Annotated in this window: 22 protein-coding genes; 10 read left to right on the top strand and 12 right to left on the bottom strand. The window is 60.6% G+C overall.

Features of this window, described 5'->3' with window-relative positions; translation table 11 throughout:
- The first annotated feature begins 184 nt into the window (after window positions 1–184).
- On the top strand, window positions 185–1,204 hold the full coding sequence (locus tag KVG88_RS25605; RefSeq protein ID WP_217873121.1) for a GlxA family transcriptional regulator: 1,020 nt from the start codon (window positions 185–187) through the stop codon (window positions 1,202–1,204).
- Between the two features lie 101 nt (window positions 1,205–1,305).
- A complete protein-coding gene (locus KVG88_RS25600; RefSeq protein ID WP_150701425.1) occupies window positions 1,306–1,623 on the top strand; it encodes a DUF2388 domain-containing protein in 318 nt (105 codons plus the stop codon).
- 122 nt (window positions 1,624–1,745) lie between these two features.
- Here the strand turns inward: KVG88_RS25600 and KVG88_RS25595 are convergent, their stop codons facing one another.
- Window positions 1,746–2,537, bottom strand: a complete 792-nt coding sequence (locus KVG88_RS25595; RefSeq protein ID WP_217873120.1) for an SDR family NAD(P)-dependent oxidoreductase — start codon at window positions 2,535–2,537, stop codon at window positions 1,746–1,748.
- Window positions 2,538–2,661: 124 nt separating this feature from the next.
- Between KVG88_RS25595 and KVG88_RS25590 the strand changes: the two genes are divergently transcribed.
- Window positions 2,662–3,609, top strand: a complete 948-nt coding sequence (locus tag KVG88_RS25590; protein ID WP_217873119.1) for a GlxA family transcriptional regulator — start codon at window positions 2,662–2,664, stop codon at window positions 3,607–3,609.
- A 190-nt stretch (window positions 3,610–3,799) separates the two neighbouring features.
- Here KVG88_RS25590 and KVG88_RS25585 read toward each other — a convergent pair whose 3' ends face one another.
- The 5 genes from KVG88_RS25585 to KVG88_RS25565 all read right to left on the bottom strand — a co-directional run bounded on the left by KVG88_RS25585 (window position 3,800) and on the right by KVG88_RS25565 (window position 6,969).
- Window positions 3,800–4,465 carry an HAD-IA family hydrolase gene (locus KVG88_RS25585; protein WP_217873118.1) on the bottom strand — a complete coding sequence of 222 codons (666 nt, stop codon included), beginning with the start codon at window positions 4,463–4,465 and terminating at the stop codon, window positions 3,800–3,802.
- A 124-nt stretch (window positions 4,466–4,589) separates the two neighbouring features.
- The gene (locus tag KVG88_RS25580; protein WP_150701421.1) at window positions 4,590–4,997 is read right to left on the bottom strand and encodes a response regulator; all 408 of its coding nucleotides are present in this window, start codon (window positions 4,995–4,997) and stop codon (window positions 4,590–4,592) included.
- Window positions 4,998–5,249: 252 nt separating this feature from the next.
- Complete coding sequence (locus KVG88_RS25575) at window positions 5,250–5,516, bottom strand: pentapeptide MXKDX repeat protein (protein ID WP_150701420.1); 267 nt, start codon at window positions 5,514–5,516, stop codon at window positions 5,250–5,252.
- A 53-nt stretch (window positions 5,517–5,569) separates the two neighbouring features.
- Window positions 5,570–6,355, bottom strand: coding sequence for a molybdopterin-dependent oxidoreductase (locus KVG88_RS25570; protein ID WP_217873117.1), 786 nt, complete (start codon window positions 6,353–6,355; stop codon window positions 5,570–5,572).
- Window positions 6,352–6,969, bottom strand: coding sequence for a cytochrome b/b6 domain-containing protein (locus KVG88_RS25565; protein WP_217873116.1), 618 nt, complete (start codon window positions 6,967–6,969; stop codon window positions 6,352–6,354). Before KVG88_RS25565 ends, KVG88_RS25570 begins: the two co-directional genes overlap by 4 nt.
- Window positions 6,970–7,248: 279 nt before the next feature.
- Here KVG88_RS25565 and KVG88_RS25560 point away from each other — a divergent pair, with 279 nt between their 5' ends.
- Window positions 7,249–8,190 carry a class I SAM-dependent methyltransferase gene (locus KVG88_RS25560; protein ID WP_217873115.1) on the top strand — a complete coding sequence of 314 codons (942 nt, stop codon included), beginning with the start codon at window positions 7,249–7,251 and terminating at the stop codon, window positions 8,188–8,190.
- A gap of 81 nt (window positions 8,191–8,271) precedes the next feature.
- Here the strand turns inward: KVG88_RS25560 and KVG88_RS25555 are convergent, their stop codons facing one another.
- Window positions 8,272–9,039, bottom strand: coding sequence for a helix-turn-helix transcriptional regulator (locus KVG88_RS25555; protein ID WP_217873114.1), 768 nt, complete (start codon window positions 9,037–9,039; stop codon window positions 8,272–8,274).
- A gap of 110 nt (window positions 9,040–9,149) precedes the next feature.
- Here KVG88_RS25555 and KVG88_RS25550 point away from each other — a divergent pair, with 110 nt between their 5' ends.
- Both KVG88_RS25550 and KVG88_RS25545 read left to right on the top strand, forming a co-directional pair.
- Window positions 9,150–10,253: a polyamine ABC transporter substrate-binding protein gene (locus KVG88_RS25550; protein WP_150701415.1), complete on the top strand. Its 1,104-nt coding sequence runs from the start codon at window positions 9,150–9,152 to the stop codon at window positions 10,251–10,253.
- 154 nt (window positions 10,254–10,407) lie between these two features.
- Window positions 10,408–11,538: a DmpA family aminopeptidase gene (locus KVG88_RS25545; protein WP_217873113.1), complete on the top strand. Its 1,131-nt coding sequence runs from the start codon at window positions 10,408–10,410 to the stop codon at window positions 11,536–11,538.
- Window positions 11,539–11,783: 245 nt separating this feature from the next.
- Here KVG88_RS25545 and KVG88_RS25540 read toward each other — a convergent pair whose 3' ends face one another.
- Entirely contained in the window at window positions 11,784–12,410 is a 627-nt protein-coding gene (locus tag KVG88_RS25540; protein WP_217873112.1) for a TetR/AcrR family transcriptional regulator, read from the bottom strand.
- Between the two features lie 141 nt (window positions 12,411–12,551).
- On the opposite strand from KVG88_RS25540, the gene KVG88_RS25535 reads away from it, so the two are divergent.
- Window positions 12,552–12,992, top strand: coding sequence for a hotdog fold domain-containing protein (locus tag KVG88_RS25535; RefSeq protein ID WP_150701412.1), 441 nt, complete (start codon window positions 12,552–12,554; stop codon window positions 12,990–12,992).
- Between the two features lie 52 nt (window positions 12,993–13,044).
- Here KVG88_RS25535 and KVG88_RS25530 read toward each other — a convergent pair whose 3' ends face one another.
- Window positions 13,045–13,767 (bottom strand): GNAT family N-acetyltransferase, encoded by a 723-nt coding sequence (locus tag KVG88_RS25530; RefSeq protein WP_217873111.1) that lies wholly within the window; start codon window positions 13,765–13,767, stop codon window positions 13,045–13,047.
- 204 nt (window positions 13,768–13,971) lie between these two features.
- Here KVG88_RS25530 and paoA point away from each other — a divergent pair, with 204 nt between their 5' ends.
- Genes paoA through paoC form a run of 3 tightly spaced genes read left to right on the top strand, consistent with a single transcriptional unit; the run spans window position 13,972 to window position 17,743 of the window.
- Window positions 13,972–14,595: an aldehyde dehydrogenase iron-sulfur subunit PaoA gene (gene paoA, locus KVG88_RS25525; protein ID WP_217873110.1), complete on the top strand. Its 624-nt coding sequence runs from the start codon at window positions 13,972–13,974 to the stop codon at window positions 14,593–14,595.
- Complete coding sequence (locus KVG88_RS25520) at window positions 14,592–15,548, top strand: FAD binding domain-containing protein (RefSeq protein WP_217873109.1); 957 nt, start codon at window positions 14,592–14,594, stop codon at window positions 15,546–15,548. The genes paoA and KVG88_RS25520 overlap by 4 nt, the downstream gene beginning before the upstream one ends.
- The gene (gene paoC, locus KVG88_RS25515) at window positions 15,545–17,743 is read left to right on the top strand and encodes an aldehyde oxidoreductase molybdenum-binding subunit PaoC (protein WP_217873108.1); all 2,199 of its coding nucleotides are present in this window, start codon (window positions 15,545–15,547) and stop codon (window positions 17,741–17,743) included. Before KVG88_RS25520 ends, paoC begins: the two co-directional genes overlap by 4 nt.
- 175 nt (window positions 17,744–17,918) lie before the next feature.
- Here the strand turns inward: paoC and KVG88_RS25510 are convergent, their stop codons facing one another.
- From KVG88_RS25510 to KVG88_RS25500, 3 genes are all read right to left on the bottom strand, one after another.
- The gene (locus KVG88_RS25510) at window positions 17,919–20,408 is read right to left on the bottom strand and encodes a TonB-dependent siderophore receptor (protein WP_217873107.1); all 2,490 of its coding nucleotides are present in this window, start codon (window positions 20,406–20,408) and stop codon (window positions 17,919–17,921) included.
- Window positions 20,409–20,528: 120 nt separating this feature from the next.
- On the bottom strand, window positions 20,529–21,482 hold the full coding sequence (locus KVG88_RS25505) for a FecR domain-containing protein (RefSeq protein WP_217873106.1): 954 nt from the start codon (window positions 21,480–21,482) through the stop codon (window positions 20,529–20,531).
- Between the two features lie 3 nt (window positions 21,483–21,485).
- The gene (locus KVG88_RS25500; RefSeq protein ID WP_150701405.1) at window positions 21,486–21,995 is read right to left on the bottom strand and encodes a sigma-70 family RNA polymerase sigma factor; all 510 of its coding nucleotides are present in this window, start codon (window positions 21,993–21,995) and stop codon (window positions 21,486–21,488) included.
- Between the last annotated feature and the right edge of the window lie 227 nt (window positions 21,996–22,222).

The following is a 22,222-nucleotide window of genomic DNA, read 5'->3' as shown; positions in this document are numbered from 1 at the left end:
CAGCGATCGGCAATACATTTGTTCCGGATTTTCACGAGTGCGCCACGGCAGCCGGCCGATGGTAGAGTGGCAGCTGTCGGGTTGGGAGACATAAAACCCTTAAATCCGGACAGCCCGATCAGAGGCGGCAACGCTTATATCGTTTGCGAATTATGATTATTCCAACTCGCTGAAACAGAAGCCCATGAACGAAATCGCCAACGCCCTCCACAGCCCCGAACTTCAAGCCGAACAACCGCGACTGATCGTTTTCCTTGCCTACCCGCAAATGGGCCTGCTCGACCTGACGGGCGCACAGACCGTGTTCTGGGCCGCCTCGCGTTACCTCGACAGCAGCAACCTGCCCGGCTACAAACTGCAGACCGCCAGCCTGGCCGGCGGCCTCATCGAAACCGCTGAGGGCCTCGCCGTCGACACGGTGCCGTTGAGCCATTTTGATGAGCAGACGATCGACACCCTGATCGTGCCCGGCGCGCCGGTGATCATCATGGCCATGAACAATTCTCTGCAGGTCGTTGATTGGCTCAAGGTAGCTTCAACGAAGGTCAGGCGCACCGCCTCGGTGTGCAGCGGCACATTCCTGTTGGCCGAAGCCGGTTTGCTCGACGGCCTGCGCGCCGCTACCCATTGGGCGATGTGCGGCATGCTCAAGGAACGTCACCCTTCGATTGAAGTCGACAACGACGCCATTTTCGTCCAGCAAGGCTCCGTCTGGACGTCCGCCGGGGTCAGCGCCGGCATCGACCTGGCCCTGGCACTGATCGAAGAGGATTGTGGCCGCGAACTGGCGTTGCTGGTGGCGCGCGAGATGGTGGTGTTTCTCAAGCGGCCCGGCGGCCAGGCCCAGTTCAGCCAGTTGCTGCAATCACAAACCAGCGACGGTGCCGCTTTCGACGAACTGCATTTGTGGATCACGCAAAATCTGTCCGGTGAAAACCTCACCATCGAGCGGCTTGCCCAGCAAGTGCAAATGAGCCCGCGCAACTTCGCCCGGGTCTACAAACTCAAGACCGGCCGCACCCCGGCCAAAGCCGTGGAGGTGCTGCGCGTGGAAGCCGCCCGACGTTTGCTGGAAGACTCCGAACGTAATATCGATCAAATTTCCCGACTGTGCGGGTTTGGTGATGAAGAGCGTATGCGCCTTACATTCCAGCGTAACCTGGGCGTCTCGCCAAGGGACTATCGCAATCGCTTTTCCCGTTGAATCAACGGCCAGTTGCATCGAAAGGGAACTCTTGAGCGTGGTCGTGCATCCTAAATGGTGAGGTATTTCCTTTTTGCTGCACGCTTTCAGAGGACACCGTCATGCGCCGTCTGATTATCATTTCTTCCCTTATGCTGTGCTTACCGTTCGGCTCCGCAATGGCCGATGTGGACGCAAAAGATGTCGCCACCTCGGCAGGGGTCTCCGCTTCGCTGTACTCGACGTTCAAGGACGACAAGTTGATGATTCCCGCCCGGGACGATGCGTCCAGCTTCGTAGCCAGTGACGGTGCGATTCGTGGCGTTTATCTGGAGCAGGTCTTGCAAAGGGTACGTCACGAAAATCCTGGGCTCAATGCCAGTGACGAGGAACTGGCCCGTGCCATTCTCGTTCAGGACGGCACGCAAGCACTTCAGTAGCCAGCGTCAAACTGAGCGGTGGGGCTTGTGACACTTCGATAGCGTTGTCGGCCCTGCCTGCTTTTGGCCCCACCGTTGCACATTCAGCCTGACCCTGAAGCGCCAGCGACAGGGCCGGCATTTCAGCGATAACGCGGTGCCGCCGTGGAGCTGCCGAACAACCCGCTCAACACTTGACGCTGAGCTTCGTGTCGGTCCCACTGGCTGCCATCGTGCAACCCCGGGATGGTCACCACTTCACCCTTCGCCAACCCCACCAACGCTGCATCGACCATGTCCTGCGCGGACATGACGATTTCTTGCGGCAGGTTTTCCACCGGGTTGCCAGCTTCGCTCCAGAAGTCGGTGGCCGTCGCACCCGGCAAAACGGCCTGGACACGCACGCCTTTATCCGCCAGTTCCCGATGCATCGACTGGCTCAAGCCCAGCACAAATGCCTTGGTCCCACCGTAAACGCCGTTGAGGATTTCCGGGGCGATGGCAACAATCGAAGAGATGTTGATCACCGTGCCGGTGCCGCGCGCGACGAAGCCAGGCACCACGGCGTAAGCCAGTCGCATCAACGCGGTGACATTGAGGGTGATCATCTCTTCCATCTCGTCGACCGGGCTGCCGAGCAACGGCATGACCGCGCCGACGCCGGCGTTGTTGACCAACAAAGTGATGCTGGCATCGTTGCGCAGGATCTCTTCCACGCGCCGTACATCGGCCTTCTCCTTGAGGTCGGCGGCGACCACTTCCACGGTGCGGCCGGTCTGGTCGCTCAAGTGCCTGGCCAGGGCATTGAGTTTTGCCTGACTGCGAGCCACCAAAATCAAGTCGTAACCCAGGCGGGCAAGACGGTCGGCGTACACCGCGCCAATCCCGGAGGATGCGCCGGTGATCAATGCCGTGCCTTTGGATGAGAGCGTCATAATCGGTTTCCTTAACAGTCGGGCGAGACGTTCGCCGGTTAAGATCCGTTATAAAGGTGCTCGCTCGTGGCGCAAATGACGTTTAAAGTACGTTTTTCGGACATCATCATTTGAGGGCACCTCGATGATTACCGTGGCGTTTGTGGTTTTCGAAGGCTTCCAGTCCATGGCGCTGGCGGCGATGCCGGTGTTCGAGTACGCCAACTTCAGCGCTGGCGAAGCGTTGTACGACGTGCGGGTGCTGTCCGAAAAGGGCCACCCGTTGCGTGCTTCTGGCGGTTTGAGTGTCGGCACCGAAGCATTCGACGCGCGCGTGTTCGATACGGTGATCGTGGTCGGCGGCGACAGCATCCTTGAGCAGGCGCCCGATGCAGTGCTCGACTATTTGCGCACCAGCGTCAACACCGCTCGCCGCACTGCGTCGATTTGCTCCGGGGCGTTCGTCCTGGCCCAGGCCGGTTTGCTCGAGGGCAAGCGTGCGACCACCCATTGGGCATATGCGCGACAGCTGCAAGAACGCTTTGCGGGGATCAACGTCGAGGCCGACCGGATCTACGTGATCGACGGTTCGATCTGGACGTCCGCCGGCATGACGGCCGGTATCGACCTGGCGCTGGCCATGGTCGAAAAAGACCACGGCGCCGACCTCGCCCGCTCGGTGGCGCAAAAACTGGTGATGTACCACCGTCGCGCAGGCGGTCAGTCGCAACATTCGGCGCTGCTGGAACTGGAGCCGAAATCCGATCGCATTCAGACCGTTTTGAGCTACGCCCGTGAGCACCTCGACCAGGCACTTTCAGTCGAACAACTGGCCGAGGTGGCGCGCCTGAGCCCGCGACAATTCAGCCGGGCATTCCGCGCCGAAACCGGCCAGTCGCCGGCCAAGGCCATCGAAAACCTGCGCCTGGAAGCGGCGCGGCAAATGCTCGAGCGCGGACGCTTAACCCTCGACCAGATTGCCCTCGAAACCGGCTTCAGCGACCGCCGCCGCATGCGCGAAGCGTTCCTGCGAGCATTCGGACAGCCGCCGCAGGTGATACGGCGCGGTGCGCGGCTGGAAATCTCCACGTAGGAGCTGCCGCAGGCTGCGATCTTTTGACTTGTTTTTTTGAAGCAAGATCAAAAGATCGCAGCCTGCGGCAGCTCCTACAATTGGTTGGGCGCTGGCGATTCGGTCAGGGGCGGGATTGCTGTTGGCGGGGCTTACTGCGCACGGAGTTGGCGGCTTGTGCCGGGCCTCTACTGAACGCGTAATCCAACAGTTAGAGGGTGTGCAGGCTGAGGGTTTGTTCACCTGAACGGGCTTCGATCAATTCATAACTGGCCAGCGTCGCATGCTCCGTCTCGATCGGTTCTTCATGCGTTGCCGTCACGATCATCAAATCCGCGCCTGCTGCTTGTGCGGCGAGAATCCCCACGGTCGCGTCTTCAAACACCAGGCAATCGCTGATCGGTACGCCCAGTCTATGTGCGGCCAATCGATAGCCGGCCGGGTCGGGTTTACCGATGCTGACGTCTTCAGCGGTGATCATCACCTCCGGTTCGGGAATTCCCGCTGCTGCCATTCGTCGCAACGCCAATGTCTTGGGCGCCGAGGTGACGATGGCCCACTGGTGAGCTGGCAGCGACTTGAGGAAAGCCGCTGCACCGGCCACTTGTTCAACCCCGGCGACATCGTTGATTTCCGCTTCGGTGATCCACGCCGCTTCGACTTCGGCATCGACCCCAGGCAGGGCCAGACGGCGGATGGTGTCGATGGCACGGGCGCCGTGGATAGTCGGCAGAAAAGTCTCGACATCGACACCATGGCGCAAGGCCCAGGTGGTCCAGACGCGTTCGGCGGCGGCAATCGAGGTGAGGATGGTGCCGTCCATGTCGAACAGGAAGGCACGGTAAGGGACATTGAAAACGGATTTGGGTGCAGACAAAGGGTCGTTCCTGTCTCAAGGATCTGACGGATGTCTGGCCAAATCTACACGATCTCTGTAGGAGCTGCCGCAGGCTGCGATCTTTTTCCAATCAGGATCAAAAGATCGCAGCCTGCGGCAGCTCCTACGGTATGCGACGTGAATTGAGCGCGCCTTCCACACAGTCCAGCAACTGCCCGAGCGCCCAGGGTTTCTTGATGAACGCCACCTCGTGCCGAACCCCGGAACTCTGCGGGGTTTCGTAGCCGGACATGATCATGATCGGTTTTTCCGGCCAGCGGTCACCGAACTGATTGGCCAGGTCGGCGCCATTGAGTTTGCCGGGCATGGTGATGTCCGTGAGCAACAACCGCACTTGCGCGGCATGCTGCTCCAGATACACCGATGCCGCATCGGCACTCGCCTGCGGCTCTACCACAAAGCCTTCGTCCTGGAGAATTTCACAGAGAAACTCCAGGATCAGCGGGTCGTCCTCAACCACCAGAATCAACCCGTCAGGAAGATTTCCGCCCGCCGTCGTCATTCGACTCATGACCTTGCCGCTCCCTGATTGCACCTATGATTTCGCGGGCTTGAATCCGCTACCTACAGGTAGGAGCAGCGGACTCGGCGGAAATTCATTTTTGATACAGCCAGTGTCGAAATCAGGCGTCCTTAAGAGGTGTCCGGAATAATTAGCCAGTTCAGCCTGCTCGCGATGGCGGCGGATCAGTCAACATGGACGGTGACTGACACTACGTCATCGCGAGCAGGCTCACTCCTACAGGTATTGAGTGGCTTGTGGTTATTGCGACATGGCGTCCTTTTTCATCGCGTCCTTGGACATGGCATCTTTTTTCATGCCGTCCTTGGACATCGAGTCTTTCTTCATTTCGTCTTTCTTCATGGCGTCCTTGGACATGGCATCTTTCTTCATGGCGTCTTTGGACATGGCATCCTTGGACATCGAATCCTTGCTCATGCTGTCGTTGCTCATGGTGTCAGCCGCGAACACGCTAGCGGCACCGACGGCCAGGCACATGGACAGAACAACGGTGGTCAACTTTTTCATGATGAAACTCCTTGAAGCACAGGTTGCGGACGGGTGAATTTTCAGGGAATTGATCAGCTGCCACCGAACCAGTTGTAGCCCTGGTCTTCCCAGTAGCCACCGCTGTAGGTGTTGCTGACGAAAATCGCCTGAATGTGTTTGGGGTTCTTGTAGCCAAGCTTGGTGGGCATGCGCAGCTTCATCGGGAAGCCGTACTCACGCGGCAGCACCGCGCCGTCGTAGGTCAGCGCCAACAGGGTTTGCGCATGCAGCGCGGTGGCCATGTCGATGCTGGTGTAGTAGTCGTCGGCGCATTTGAAGCCGACGTATTTGGCATCGGTGTCGGCGCCGATGCGCTTGAGGAAATCGCTGAAACGCACGCCGCCCCAACGGCCTATCGCGCTCCAGCCTTCAACACAGATGTGCCGGGTGATCTGTTCGGTCTGAGCCATGGCGCGCAGTTCTTCGAGGCGCCAACTGCGTTTATCGGCGACCAGGCCGGTGACTTCCAGGCGAAAGCTCTCTTCCTCCACCGTCGGCGCGTCATCGATACCGTAGAAGGCATTGAACGGAAACGGTCGGGTGATCATCGACGTCGGATAGGTCGGCGCCATGGCATTGGGGTTGAACAACCAGCCCTGCACCCGATCATTGAGGCGCGACATGGACGACAACGCGGTATCGACGCTGTCGTTGTCGGTGATGTTGCACCCGGACAACATCGCCACGCCGCCGAGGGTCAGGCCACGCAAGAGGAACGAGCGACGCGAGCGGTCTTCGATCTGTGGCGCGAGAATTTTACGGGCATCCGTGAGGATCGAAGCCTCATCCAGCCCGGGCACCTGAATGCGCTTTTTCATACCGGCTCCTTGCGGCCAACGATCATGGCCAATAGCGTTTTGGGCACCAGCGCGACCATCACCAGATGCACCGCGACAAAGGCCACCAACAGCGCCATCGCGAAGAAGTGCACATGGCGCGCGCCTTCGTAACCCCACATCAATTCGCGCAAAATCGGGAACTGCACCGACTTCCACAGCACCAGTCCGGACAGCACCAGCAGCGTGATGTCGACGATCACGAACAGGTACGCAACGCGTTGCACCTGGTTGTAATGGCTGAGGTCGGCGTGGCCGAGTTTTCCGCGCAACGCGGCCGACAAGTCATGGAGTACGCCTTTGGGCGAGACCGGAAAAAAGCGCCGTTTCAGACGACCGCTGAACAGATTGATGATCAGGTAGACCAGGCCGTTGATCGCCAGGAACCACATCGCCGCGAAGTGCCACTGCAAGGCACCGCCAAGCCAGCCGCCGAGGGTGATCGACTTGGGAAAACTGAAGTCGTAGATCGGCGAAGCGTTGTAGATGCGCCAACCGCTGGTGACCATCACCAGCACCGCCAGGGCGTTGAGCCAATGGGTCAGGCGTAGCCAGCGTGGATGACTGGCCTTGGGTGAGGCAGATGGCTGCGACATGTCCGGCTCCGGATGTTGTTGTTCGTTGGAGCCGAGTATGGGAGCCGGAAGATCGCCAAATCCTCACGTAAAGTTAAATTTAATGTGATAACTGGCCTCTCCGGATACCCCAAAACCTGTGGGAGCGGGCTTGGCCGCGATGAGGCCCTCACCTTCAACATCAAGGGTGTCTGATCCACCGCTATCGCGGGCAAGCCCGCTCCCACAGGGTTTTGTGTGATCTGTAACGAGCGCATCTATGGTTAAATGCCGCCCCCCGCAAATTGCCGACCCAAACCCATGAACGCAGACGCCCTCTCCACCCTTCACGACCACTTGCTGACGGCGCTGGCAACACCGCCCGCCGAAACCCGGCGCCTGTTCCACGGCCGTGGACGTTGCTGGCCGGGGCTGGAGCAGATCACCGTGGACTGGCTGCAAGGCGTGGTGCTGGTGGCGTTATTCAAGGAACCGGAAGCGGCGCAATTGGAAGACTTGAAGCAACGTTTGATGGCAATCACCCAGTCTGAACAGTGGGCACAATCCGGGGCGCACACCTTATTGCTGCAACATCGTTACCTGCTGCAAAGCACCACTGAATGGTTGCTCGGCGAGGTCATCGACGAAATGACCATCACCGAGGGCGGGCTGAAATACCGGGTGGACCTGGGCCGCAAACAGAACACCGGGCTTTTCCTCGACATGCGCTACGGCCGTGATTGGGTGCGGGCCAACGCCGAGGGCAAACGGGTGTTGAACCTGTTCGCCTACACCTGTGGCTTCTCGGTTGCAGCGATCGAAGGCGGCGCGACGCACGTGGTCAACCTCGACATGTCGAGCCCGGCCTTGAGCCGTGGCCGCGACAATCACCGGCTCAACGGCCACGACTTGAGCCAGGTCACGTTCCTTGGCCACGACCTGTTCAAATCCTGGGGCAAGGTGATCGGCAAAGGTCCGTATGACCTGGTGATCATCGACCCGCCGTCGTTCCAGAAAGGCAGTTTTTTGCTGACCAAGGATTACCAGCGTGTGCTGCGTCGATTGCCGGAATTGCTCGCTGGCAACGGCACCGTGCTGGCCTGCATGAACGACCCGGCGTTCGGCGCCGATTTCCTGATCGACGGCGTCACCCGCGAAGCGCCAAGCCTGCGCTTTGAACAGCGGCTGGAAAACCCGCCGGAGTTTCCGGACGCGGATGTGGAATGTGGGTTGAAGGCGTTGGTGTTCAAACTCGAAAACTGAAAAGCATAAAATCGCAGCCTGCGGCAGGACCCTGTATTCCCTGTAGGAGCTGCCGCAGGCTGCGATCTTTTGACCTTGATCTCATCGCGGTTGCAACACCAACGCAAACAACTCCCCATGCCCGTTCACATTGAGCTTGTGATAGAGGTTGCGTCGATGCACCTTCACCGTCTCCGGTGAAATGCCCATTTGCTGGGCGATGGCCTTGCTGGAGAATCCCTGCAGGATCAGCCGTGCAGTCTCGACTTCGCGCACTGACAGGCGTGCGTCGAAACGGTCCAGCAACGTCGCCAGATCACCGGCAGCGGCTTCGGCGACCGGGCCTTCCGGTGGCAACAATTGCAGGTGGCGGCGCATGGCCGTCAGCACCCAGTCGCGCACGCACAACAGGCGGCCCTGCTCTTCGAGACTGAAGCGCGTCGAGCGCCCGAGGGACAAGCCGAGCACCGCACCCTCGACGTTGACCATGAACTGCAACTCGTCAGCGCCGACCACCGAGCGGAAATAACTGAGGTAGTACTCGCTCTGCTGGAACTGGTCCGGGGCCACGGAATCGAGGCTGTGCAATCCGTCATTGATGCCGGCACACACGGCCAGATAAAACGGATCGAGCAGGTACATGCCGACGCGGTAGTCCGCCAGTTCTTCAGACTCGTTACCGCTGGCGTCGAAATCGATCAGCAGGCGCGGCACCCGCCCTTGCTGCATCACCGCGACCAGCGCGTTGTCCAGCGGCACCAGCAGGCGCAGGGTATCGACCAGCGCCCGCCAGAATCCTTCCTCGCCCAAGGTGGCAAACACCCGCGCCAGGCTTTGGTGCAACGGCAACTCTTTCAACAACGCGTCCACGCACTACCCCTTTCGAGTAACCCATGATGGGAATGGGTAACGGCCACCCCGGTCGATACGCTGCAAGCTCCTGAACATCACCGGCCGCAGCAGGCCAGGAGTGCCGCATCATGAGTGGTCACCGCTCGTATTTCAATCTGGGGTTTGGCGCCTGTCTGGCGGTCTCGCTGTCGGCAGTGGCGGCCGAGAGCCCGACCGTTCACGTCTACAACTGGTACGACTACATCGGCCCGAACACCCTGCAAGACTTCAAGCGTGACACCGGGATTCAGCCGGTCTACGACACCTTCGACAGCGCCGAAGTGCTGGAAGGCAAACTGCTGACCAGCCGCAGCGGCTACGACGTGGTGGTGGCCAGTAACTTCAGCTTGCCGACACTGATCAAGGCCGGCGCGCTGGCACCCCTGCCCCACGCCGACATGCCGGATTTCAAGAACATGGACACCGACCTGCTGGCGAAACTGGCCAACAACGACCCGGGCAACCAGTACGCCGTGCCGTATCTGTGGGGCACCAACGGCATCGGCTACAACATCGACAAAGTGCGCGCGGTACTCGGCGACAAGGCGCCGGTGGATTCCTGGGACCTGGTGTTCAACGAAGAGAACCTGGCCAAGCTCGGTGAATGCGGTGTGGCGATGCTGGATTCGCCCTCGGAAATGCTCCCGGTGGCCCTCCACTACCTCGGCTTGCCACCCAACAGCACCAACCCCGAAGACTACAAGAAAGCCGAGGCGCTGCTGCTCAAGTTGCGCCCGCACATTGCCTACTTCAACTCGTCGAAGTTCATCAGCGATTTGTCCAATGGCAACATCTGCGTGGCGGTCGGTTGGTCCGGTGCGATGCTGGAAGCCAAGGCCACCGCCGAGCAGGCCGGCAACGGTGTGAAGATCGCCTACAGCTTGCCCAAGGAAGGCGCGCCGGTTTGGTTCGACACGCTGGTATTGCTCAAGGATGCGCCGCATCCACAACAAGGGCTGGCCTTCATCGACTACCTGATGCGCGCCGACGTCATCGCCCCAGTCAGCAATCACCTCAACTATCCCAACGGCAACCGCAATGCGACAGCGCTGGTGGCCGAGGCGACCCGCAACAACCCGGCCGTTTACCCGTCGGCCGAAGCACTGGCCACGCTTTACACCTTGCAACCGCTGCCGCCGGCTACCGAGCGAGTGCGGACGCGGATATGGAGCAAGGTCAAGAACGGTCAATGAATCGCGACCTGTGTAGGAGCTGCCGCAGGCTGCGATCTTTTGATCCTGGCATGCCTGAAATGGCTCAGATCAAGATCAAAAGATCGCAGCCTTCGGCAGCTCCTACAGGGTGTTTGATCCACTTTCTGCCACGCATTTGAAGATGAGAAAACCAATGAAACCACGTGCCCGTGACCTGAACATTCACTTCGGCCATCTGCAACCCGGCCCGCTCAACGCTATCACCGACGTGCCCGGCGTACGGGTCGGCCACAGCAATGTGCGAGGTCGCACCGCCAAGGGTCGCGACATTCTGACCGGCGTTACGGTGATCGAACCGCGGGCCGGTTCCACCAGCCAGCAACCGTGTTTTGCCGGGGTTCATGTGCTCAATGGCAACGGCGACGCCACCGGGTTGGAATGGATTCGCGAGGCAGGTCTGCTGACCAGCCCGATTGCCTTCACCAACACCCACAGCCTGGGTGTGGTACGCGATGCGCTGATCGCAGTGGACCGCGAACAGCAACCGGACGACGGCAGACTCTACTGGAACATGCCGGTGGTGCTTGAAACCTATGACGGCTTGCTCAACGACATCAACGGCTTTCACGTGAAACCCGAGCACGTCGCCGAAGCGGTGCGCAATGCCACCAGCGGCCCGGTAACCGAAGGCAATGTTGGCGGTGGCAGCGGCATGATCTGCCACGAATTCAAGGGCGGCATCGGCACCGCATCGCGACGCTTGAGTAGTGCTCAGGGCGGCTGGACGGTCGGTGCGATTGTGCAGGCCAACCACGGCATCCGCCAGGAATTGCGCGTCGATGGTTACCCGGTCGGGCGTTACATGGACCAGGTCGACTCGCCGTTTCTCAAGGCAGCGTTGCCCCATCCGGGCATGGGTTCGATCGTGGTCTGCCTGGCCACCGATGCGCCGTTGCTGCCGCACCAGTGCACGCGTCTGGCACAACGCGCCAGCCTTGGCCTGGCCCGCACCGGCGGCGGCAATGAAGACCACAGCGGCGACATTTTCATCGCTTTTGCCACCGGTAACCAGCACGTGCCTCCAGCGGCGTACGAGCGCAAAAAAGCCCCCGTCACCGGCAATCTGAGCATGGTCAACAACGACCACATCAGCGAGCTGTTCCTGGCGGCCACCGAGGCCGTGGAAGAAGCCATCATCAACGCTGTGCTGGCCGCCGACACCGCCGAAGGTAACGGCCACGCGGTGTCGGGGCTGGATGCCGAAACGCTGCTCAAGGCACTGCGTCGGGCCGGGTGGCCGGGGGATGCGACTAGTGGTACTTGAGTGAAACACTCGGTCTTTCTAGGATGAACTTACGCAGCCGCTTGTTTGCTCAACAAGCCGTTGCGTAAGTGGTGAGTGCACTGAACCCCTACAAGCTCACCGCTTGCTTCATGCGCATCTTGAGCCTCAGCGGCTCTACTTCTCCCCATCAAAGAGCTTTTGAGGCTCTTTTTTAATCACTGCCGCTTTCTAAAAACCAACACATCACCCTGTGGGAGCGGGCTTGCCCGCTCCCACAGGGTTCTTCATTGCGTTTTATCTAAGGCGACAGAACGCCATGCCGCGTCGGCCAGCAATTCCCGGTAGGCCTTGGGGCTGCCCTTGACTCGCCCCGACAGCCAGGCGCGGCAGTAGCTGTCGGCCTGGCCGATGATCAGCGACAGCATCAACTCGGCCGGCACCCCCGCCAGCTCGTCCTGACGGCCAGGGTTGAACAGCCACTCCAGGAGCGCCTTGTTACGCGTCTTGTTGCGTGTGACGAGTTCGTCCTTGAGCGGGCCTTTGGTCACCGCAAATCGCGCGTGGTACTGGAACCGCGCCCATTCAGGCTGGCTGTCGACCCAATCCACGTAACTGTGCACCAGCGCCTGCACGCCTTCACGGGTGGTTGTGGCGTCGGCCAGATAGCTGTCACGCAGCCGTGCCTGGTCGTCCAGTGCGGTGAAAAACAACGCGGCCACCAGCCCTTCCTTGTTGCCGAAGTGATGATAAATCGCGCCGACGCTGGTATCGCACTCGGCGCGAATCATTTCGATGGTGGTGGCTTCGATGCCCTGCTCGTTGAACAGCGTGAGGGCCTTGCGAAAGATGTCGCGCTTGAGCTCAGCGCGACGGCCGGGGTAGCAGCGTTCGAGTAGATCAGCAGTGTCCATGCGGGAGTCGGTCCAAAAATATCAACGGTTGGGGCTGGCATCAGGTTGACAGATTTCGCACCGACAGAATACTGTTCCGTCACAGAACATTATTCTGTAACGGAACATTATTCTAAAACCACCCCACAATGAGGCTTCCCCATGAGTCAGTTTCTCAGCATGTTCAACAGCGCAGGCCCGCAAGCCTTCAGCAAAATGGCCTGTCAGGTCGCGCCCTACTTCTCGACCATCAACCCGCTGGTCACCGACCTGCGCAAAGGCTCGGCCAGCGTACAAGTGCCGTTCGCCAAGGAAATCACCAACCATTTGGGCACCGTGCATGCGATTGCGATGTGCAACGCCGCCGAGCTGGCCGCCGGCATGATGACCGATGTGTCGATCCCGGCCGGTGCTCGCTGGATTCCCAAAGGCATGACGGTTGAATACCTGGCCAAAGCCAAGAGTGATGTGACCGCGGTGGCCGATGGCGAAGCAGTGGACTGGAGCACGGAAGGCGACAAGATCGTGCCGGTGGACATTCACGATGGGGAAGGCAAGAAGGTGTTTACGGCGCGGATTACGATGAATGTGAAGCTGGCCTGAGCCCCAATGCAGGAGCGAGCCTGCTCGCTCCTACAGGGGAGTTGCGGTGTGGTCAGACCAACCGAAGTCGCGGTCCGCTGGCCGGCACCGCGTCGTCACCCAGGCGCCCCCTCACGAACTCATTGGCCTTGAACGTCAACTGATCCAGATGCCGGTCCCGCTGTTTCTCCGCATCGACCATCGCCCGTTTGCCGTGTTTTTGCAGCAGGTAGGTGTGAATCTGCCGCACCTCCAGAGAGCTGTAGATGGGTGCCACATCCAGCAGCGCCATCAAGCCGTCGCTGACGTGGTCACGGGTGTTCATCAATACCTGGGTAGCGCGCACGCCCACCACCTGGAAACCCATCGCTTCGAAATACGGCACCTTGGCCACCGCGCAGGTCAGTTCGGCGTGCGGGTAACGGCCCACCATCTCGCGCAGCATCCGGCGTGCAACACCCTGGCGCCGATGCTCGGCCTGCACCGCCATGTACGCCACGCCGCACGCCTCGGGATCGTCCTTGACCGGCAGGTACAGCAAGAAGCCGATGACCGTGTCCGGATCGTCAAGATCCGTGGCGACGATCAGCTCCACATCAATGCCTTTCGTTCCGTTCAACGCTTCCAGATACAGGTGCACCTCATAGCCGATCGCGTACTGGTACACGTTGTACAGCAAGTTGCTCGGCGGTATCGCGACCATGCTGATGTCGGTCAGGTTGTCGACCACCATCTGCAAGATCTGGCTGTTGATGTGCTCGGGGCACGGGGTTTTGAAGTGCGTGATCTGCGGCATTGCGGGCATTGGCTCCGGGACGGTGGGCGTGGGCTGCCCATCTTAACGCGTTCCGGCCCCTGGCTGGATTCATGAACCAGGCGCATGAGTCTATAGCCGAAAAAAACATAAACATTTTCATCCATTCGATGGTCACTCTTGTGATGAGGCTGCAAAGGTGCCGTAGGGCACTGCACGCGAACATGACGCAAAGGAATTGACCTGATGACGATTTCCCGACGCACCTTCCTGATAGTCGGCGCCGTGACAGCCGCCAGCGTGGCGCTGCCGCCGTTCATTTCCGCGCAGGCATCCGCCGCCAACGCCGCGCGTCCGAACAAGGCCACCGTAAAAATCTGGATCAACGGCGAACAACGCGACCTCGACCTCGATACCCGCACCACGCTGCTTGATGCCCTGCGGGAAAGCCTGCAACTGACCGGCACCAAGAAAGGCTGCGACCACGGTCAATGCGGTGCCTGCACGGTGATCGCCAATGGTCGGCGGATCAATTCGTGCCTGACCCTGGCCGTCATGCATGAAGGCTCGAAGATCACCACCATCGAAGGCCTGGGCACCCCGCAGAAGCTTCACCCTATGCAGGCAGCCTTCATCAAGCATGACGGTTACCAATGCGGATACTGCACGCCGGGACAGATCTGTTCCGCCGTGGCGGTGCTGGGGGAAATTCGCGATGGCATTCCCAGCCACGCCAGCCCCAGCCTTACCGAACCACCGAAGCTGATTGCCAGTGAGATCCAGGAACGCATGAGCGGCAACATCTGCCGCTGCGGCGCGTACTCCAACATCATCGAGGCGATCAGCGAAGTTGCGGAGGCCAGCGCATGAGACCTTTTACCTACCTGCGCGCCAAATCCCCGGCTGAAGCAGCAGCGCTGGCCGCCCAGGTCAGCGACTCGCGTTTCATCGCCGGTGGCACCAATCTGCTGGACCTGATGAAACTGGAGATCGAAACGCCCACGCACCTGATCGACGTCAACGGCGTGGGCCTGGACCGCATCGAAGCGACGCCTGAAGGTGGTTTACGCATCGGTGCTCTGGTGAGAAACACCGACCTCGCTGCCGACCCGCGAGTGCGCAAAGACTACGGTTTGCTTGCTCGCGCTCTGCTCGCCGGCGCGTCGGGGCAGCTGCGCAACGTCGCAACGACCGCCGGCAACCTGTTGCAACGCACACGCTGTCCGTACTTCTACGACACCCATCAGGCCTGTAACAAACGCCAGCCCGGCAGCGGCTGCGCGGCCATCGACGGCTTCAGTCGACCGCTCGGCATCATTGGCGTCAGCAAGGCTTGCATCGCCACCCATCCCAGCGACATGGCCGTGGCCATGCGCGCGCTCGATGCCCAGGTCGAAACGGTCAAACCCGATGGGTCCACCCGTGTTATCCCCCTCGCCGACCTGCATCGGCTGCCCGGCACCACGCCAAACCTCGAAACCACGCTGAGCGCTCACGAGTTGATTACTGCCGTCACCCTGCCGGCGCCGATTGGCGGGGTGCACATTTATCAGAAGGTGCGGGACCGGGCGTCCTATGCGTTCGCCCTCGTTTCAGTCGGCGCAATCATCCAGCAGGATGGCAGTGGCCGGGTTGCCCTGGGTGGCGTGGCGCACAAACCCTGGCGCGTCGAAAGCGCGGAGTCGGCCATGGCACAAGGTGCGAAAGCGCTGACTGAACAACTGCTGGCCGGTGCGACTCCCACCCATGAAAACGCCTTCAAACTGACATTGGTCGAGCGCACGCTCGCGTCGGTGATGGCACAAGCGAGGGACCACGCATGAAATTCGACACGCCGGCCACCACCAACCCCATCGACCAGATGAAGGTCGTGGGCAAGGCCACCACACGCATTGAAGGCCCACTGAAAACCACCGGCCAGGCGCCCTACGCTTACGAGCATCACACGGCCGTGCCGAATCAGGCGTATGGCGTGGTGGTCGGCTCGGCCATCGCCAAGGGCCGCATTGCCTCGATGGATCTGGAAGTCGCCCAAGCGGCACCGGGGGTGCTCGCAATTGTCACGGCAGCCAATGCCGGCAAGCTCGGCAAAGGCAAATACAACACTGCAAGATTACTCGGCGGACCTGAAATTCAGCACTACCACCAGGCCGTCGCCCTGGTGGTGGCCGAAACCTTCGAACAGGCACGGGCCGCCGCCGAGTTGGTCAACGTCAACTACGTGCGTGCCGAGGGCGTGTTCGACCTCGCGGCTACCCGCGATTCGGGCAAAGAAGCCAAGGACCAAATGCCCGACACCGTGCACGGCGATTTCGATGCGGCTTTCGCAGCGGCGCCCGTGCAACTGGATGCGACCTACACCACCCCCGATCAGGCCCACGCCATGATGGAACCGTTCGCCTCGATGGCCGCGTGGGACGGCGACAAGCTGACCCTGTGGACGTCCAACCAGATGATCGACTGGTCGGTGACGGACCTGGCCACCACCCTCGGCGTGCCGAAGCAAAATGTGCGGTTGATCTCGCCGTACATCGGCGGCGGTTTTGGTGGCAAGCTGTTCATCCGCACGGATGCGGTGTTGGCGGCGCTGGGTGCTCGGCTGGCCGGCAGACCGGTGAAAGTTGCGCTCGCACGGCCACTGATCTTCAACAATTCCACGCACCGCCCCGCGACGATCCAGCGCATTCGCATCGGTACCACCGCTGACGGCAAGATCACCGCCATGGCCCACGAAGGCTGGTCTGGCAACTTGCCGGGCGGCAAGGTCGAACTGGCCGCGCAACCGAGCCAGTTGTTGTATGCCGGAGAAAATCGCCGCGTCACCATGCGTCTGTCGACGCTCGACCTGCCTGAGGGCAATGCCATGCGTGCGCCGGGCGAAGCACCGGGGATGATGGCGCTGGAAATCGCCATGGATGAAATGGCCGACAAACTGAAACTCGACCCCGTGGAGTTTCGGATCCTCAACGATACTCAAGTCGACCCCGTGAACCCGCGACGCCCCTTCTCACAACGCCGCTTGATCGAATGCCTGCGCACCGGGGCCGAGCGTTTCGGCTGGAGCAAGCGGCAAGCGCAACCGGGCACACAGCGCGAGGGCCGCTGGTTGATCGGCCAAGGCATGGCCGTCGCCTTTCGCAACAACCTGCTTGTGAAGTCGGGTGCCCGTGTCCGCCTGAATGATCAAGGCATCGTGACCGTGGAAACCGACATGACCGACATCGGCACCGGCAGCTACACCATCATTGCCCAGACAGCAGCGGAGATGATGGGAGTCAACCTCGACAAGGTTGTGGTGCGTTTGGGTGACTCCAGCTTTCCGGTGTCGGCAGGCTCCGGTGGCCAGTTCGGCGGTAACTGCTCGACGGCAGGTGTTTATGCCGCTTGCGCCAAGCTTCGCGAGAGCGTTGCGCAGCGCCTTGGCATGAACGGGGACGATGTCACGTTCGTCGATGGCGAAGTACGCTCCGGCAACAAGAATGTGCCGCTGCGTGAAGCCGCGCAAGCCGGGGAGCTGGTGGCTGAAGATTCGATCGAGTTTGCCGAGTTGAGTAAAAAATTCCAGCAGTCGACCTTCGGCGCACACTTTGTCGAAGTCGCCGTGGACAGCGCCACTGGCGAAACACGCGTGCGACGCATGCTCGCGGTGTGTGCGGCGGGGCGCATCCTCAATCCGACCTCGGCCCGCAGCCAGGTGATCGGGGCAATGACCATGGGCGTCGGTGCCGCATTGATGGAAGAACTGGCAGTGGACAAGCGCGTGGGCTTTTTCGTCAACCACGACTTCGCCGGGTACGAGGTGCCGGTGCACGCCGACATTCCTCACCAGGAAGTGATTTTTCTCGATGAGACCGACCCTGTTTCTTCGCCGATGAAAGCCAAGGGCGTGGGTGAGCTGGGTATATGCGGGGTCAGTGCGGCGATTGCCAATGCGGTGTACAACGCGACGGGGATTCGGGTGCGGGATTACCCGATCACGCTGGACAAGATGCTCGACAAGTTGCCGCAGATGATTTGACTTGGCACCGCGTCAGTCGCTCTGCGGTATTGGGTGAGTCAGTTCACTTTTTACAGAGTTTTGCGGCCCCATCGCGGGCAAGCCCGCTCCCACAGGAGACCGGATTGCTTGGTTGAACTCGGATCAACTGCGGGAGTGAGCCTGCTCGCGATGGCGTCAGTAGCTTCGGCGGAGATCAGAAATCGTAAGTCATCTCGACCGACGCCACCCGCTCCTGCCCGTAGTAGCAACCGAACGAATAGTTGCAGTCCGACACGTACTCGCGATCGAAGATGTTCTGCACGTTCAGGCGCGTCTGCAAACCGCGCAGGCTCGGGTCGAGTTTGCCCATGTCGTAGCTGACAGTGGCGTCGTAGACGACCCACGACGGTACGTCGAACGAGTTCGCCGCATCACCCGGTTTACGACCGGTGTAGCGCGCACCGGCGCCGAAGGTCAGGCCATTGAGGGTGGCCTGGGTGAAGTGGTAATCCACCCACATCGAAGCGGAAACCGGCGACTGGGCTTCGTTGCGGTTGTCCTCGTTACCCCAGGTGTCCTTGGTGTAGAAGGAATCCATGTAGCTGGCAGCGGCCATGAGATCGACGTTGTCGATGCTGGACTTGAGTTCCAGCTCGACGCCGCGCGAACGCATTTCACCGCCCTGGGACATGTACTCCGGGTAGTCGTCGTCACCGGTCAGGACGTTCTTCTGCTTGATCTCGTACACCGACGCAGTGATCAGGGTTTTCTCGAATGGCTGGTATTTCACACCCACTTCGTATTGCTGCCCTTCGGTCGGCTCGAAAGCCTTGCCGCCACGCTCGGGCGCGGCGGTGCCCAGGGTCGGCAGGAACGATTCCGAGTAGCTGACATAAGGCGCCAGGCCAAATTCGGTGACGTAGGTCAGGCCCACCCGCCCGGTGAATTTGTTGTCGCGCTTGGATTCACGGGTCGACGCCAGCAAGTCTTTGTTGTCGATTTCAGCCCAGTCCTGACGACCACCGATGGTGAGAATCCACTGGTCCAGTTTGATCTGGTCCTGCAAGTACACGCCGGTCTGGCGCAGGGTGTTGTCCCACTTGGTGGTCAGCGTCGGCGTCACGCTGCTGGTGTCGTAGTTGTTCTTGCCATACAGGTCGACCGGCAAGATATTGTTGGCGTTGTAGCCATCGTACTTACGGGTGAAATGCCGATAGTCCACACCCGCCAGCGTGGTGTGTTCCAGGGCACCGGTGTTGAACTTGTATTCGAGGTTGTTATCGACGGTCCAGGCGATGTTGTGCTGGTGCCAGTCGACCTTGGCGCGATTGGCCCGAGTGAAATCGGTCACGCCGTCGGCATCGGTGACGAAGCTGCGCAGGTAGAAGCCCTTGTAGCGGTCGCGCACATCGGTGTAACGCGCCGTGGAGCGGTACTTCAGGTCTTCGCTGAAGTTGTGGCTGAAGTCATAACCGAAAACGTACTGGTCGCGTTTGTAATCGTTGAAATTAGTATCGCCAGAGAAAAAATCGCGATTGATTTTCTCGCCGTTGGGGCCACGATTGAGCGAGCCGATGCGTGGCAGCGACTGATAATCGGGTACGCCGTCATCGCGCTGGACCTGCGCCAGCAGAGTCAGGAAGGTGTCTTCGGTGGGCGCCCAGGTCAGGCTCGGCGCCAGCAGCATGCGTTCACTGCTGTTGTGCTCGACTTGCTCGCCACCCTTGTCGGCTACGCCGATCAGGCGATAGGTGAACTGTTTCTGTTCGTCGATCGGACCGCTGGTATCGAAAGCGCCGTTGACCCGATCGTAACTGCCCGCACCCAGTTTGATCTGGCTGCGCTGTTCGGTGGTCGGACGCTTGGAGACCATGTTGATCAGGCCGCCCGGCTGATTCTGACCGTAGAGTACCGACGACGGCCCCTTGAGCACTTCGATGCGCTCCAGGGTGTAGGGATCGATTTGCGGCGCGCCGCCAAGGCTGCCGGCGTAAGGGATGTAGGCGCCATCGAGGTACAGCGGCGTCGGCGCGAAACCACGGCTGGTGATTTCATCGGCAATCGTGTTGCGATCGGTGTATCCACCGGTGTTCACCCCCGGCGTGTAGCGCAGGGCCTGGGTCAGGTTGCGGGCGCCCTGGGCTTCCACTTGGTCGGCGGTGACCACGTTGATGGTCTGCGGAATTTCCAGAATCGGCGTGTCAGTCTTGGTGCCGGTGGCGCTGCGAGTCGCGACATAACCGTCGACCGGTCCGTAAGCCGATTCCACCAAGGCACCGGAAATGCTCGTGGCCCCCAGTTGCAGCGCCGCGCCATCACCCACCACCGGCAACAGCGAATAGCTGCCGTTGTCGTGACGCACAGCTTGCAATTTGCTCCCGGCGAGCAATTGGCGCAGCCCCGCATCCACGGAGTAACGCCCCTGCAAGCCCGCGGTCCTCTGACCATTGGCATAGTCCGGTTCGAACGACACGGTTACCCCGGCGGTGCCGGCAAACTGAGTCAGCGCCGAACCCAGGGGACCTGCCGGAATATCGAACTCCGCTTCAGTGCTGGTTTGCGCCCATGCAGGGGCTGCCACGACCGTCATGCCCAACGGGACGACCAGCGTCATACCAAGCAGTGCGGCATGCACGGCACGGCTCAAGGGTCTGATAGATGGCTGGAGGGTAGTAATGCTCGGTGGGGAATTGCGAGGGGTCATGCAGTTTCCTTTCGCCCGTGAGTGGCAGTAAATGGCAGCGTCTATGTGCGCCTCTAACTACCAAGTCGAACGAGAATCAAAATCAATAACCCCTGCGGCAAACTTTTTTCGATCAAGCACTCAGACCGGCTCCACGCTGGCCCAAAACCGGCTGAATCGGCGAATGCGCACCGGCAACGTTGAGGTCAGGTTGTCCAGAACAGTGTCGGTGCTGGCCAGATGAAAAGCGCCGGAGATGCGCAACGCCGCGACTGCCGGATCACATCCCAAATGGCCCGGGCGATAACGCTGCAGTTCGCGCACGAAGTCACCCAGGCGCCAGTCATTGACCACCAACATGTCGCGGGTCCAGGCATCTGACTGCGGGACGGCCCGTTGCACGCTGCCCAGGGCATCGCGGTGAAAGCTCAATTGCTGGCCGGCATCGACACGCAGCGCCGCGCCCGGCAGATCGGCGCAGCGCACTTCAACGGCATGCTCCTGCACGCTGACCAGCGTTTGCTCCGCGTCGTGGCGCACGACAAAACGGGTGCCCAAGGCGCGGATGCTGCCTTCAGCGGTGTGAACCACAAAGGGCCGCGCCAACGCGTCGCGCGCGGTTTCAATCTGGATTTCACCTTGCAGCAAACGGACTTCACGCAGGGTGTCGCTGTAGCGAATGTCCACGGCCGTCGCGGTGTTGAGTTGCAGCTGACTGCCATCGTCCAGTCGCACCCGCCGACGCTCACCAGTGCCGGTGCGCTGGTCGGCCATCAAGGTGGGCAGCGCCGTGGTGTTCCAGGCCAGCGTCCCTGCCCCGCCCGCCATCAGCAGAATCGACAACACCTTGAGCACGTCGCGGCGTTTGGCCCGGGCGCTGGCCAGGGTCGGGCGGGCGACGCCGGGCGATAGCTGCCCAAGTTTGTCCTGCAAGCGCCCGAGGCGTTCCCAGGCTTGAACGTGGCGAGGATCGCGCTCCAGCCAGCGCCGATGAGCTTCACGAACGGCTTCGTCGGGCACCTCGCCGCGCAAGTCGACGTACCAGCGTGCTGCGGCTTCGAGGGTGGCGAAATCCAGAGGTTGTGCACGGGCCACGGGTCAGTCCTCGATCAGCAACAGGCAGTGAGTCAGGGCGCGCACCGCGTGTTTCTTGACCGTAGTCACCGAGACATTCAGGCGACGACCAATCTCGACGTAGCTCAGGCCATCGAGCTGGGCCAGCAGGAAAATCTCGCGGGTGCGCTCGCCCAGGCCGTCGAGCAAGCGGTCAATTTCCATCAGCGTTTCGATGATCAGCGAACGGGTTTCCGGAGATACCGCCACCGGCTCAGGGATGTTGGCCAGGGTTTCCAGATAAGCCTGCTCCAACGCCCGCCGGCGGAACATGTCGATCATCAGGCTACGGGCGATGGTGCTCAGGTAGGCACGGGGCTCGCGCAGTTCCTGGACCTTGCGCTGGGTGAGGACGCGAATGAATGTGTCTTGTGCCAGATCCGCCGCGCTGTGGTTACAGCCGAGCCGCTTGCGCAACCAGCCACACAACCAATTGTGGTGATCCTCGTAAAGCGTATGCACGGCGTGTTGCAGCGAGAGGTCGGCGGAGGACATGGAAAAGGCCCGATACAAATTTATTTGATAATGACTCTCATTTTCTTCCAAGCCAATACACTTTGGCAAGAGCCCCCACCATTGGTGAAAGTAACCCAATGAAATAAGGGGGTTTCCCCCGCCTTCGCGGAATATGCCCCACCCTTTTTTGTCAGCGCGCTGAAACACTCTGAAACAACTTACTAATTCATTAGCACTTTTTTTCCCCGGCCAGATGATGGCCCAAC

Origin of the sequence: Pseudomonas azerbaijanoccidentalis, assembly GCF_019145495.1 — a bacterium.
Taxonomy (GTDB): Bacteria; Pseudomonadota; Gammaproteobacteria; order Pseudomonadales; family Pseudomonadaceae; genus Aquipseudomonas; species Aquipseudomonas azerbaijanoccidentalis.
Note: the sequence above shows the minus strand (reverse complement) of the source record. Positions and strands in the feature narration are given on the sequence as shown.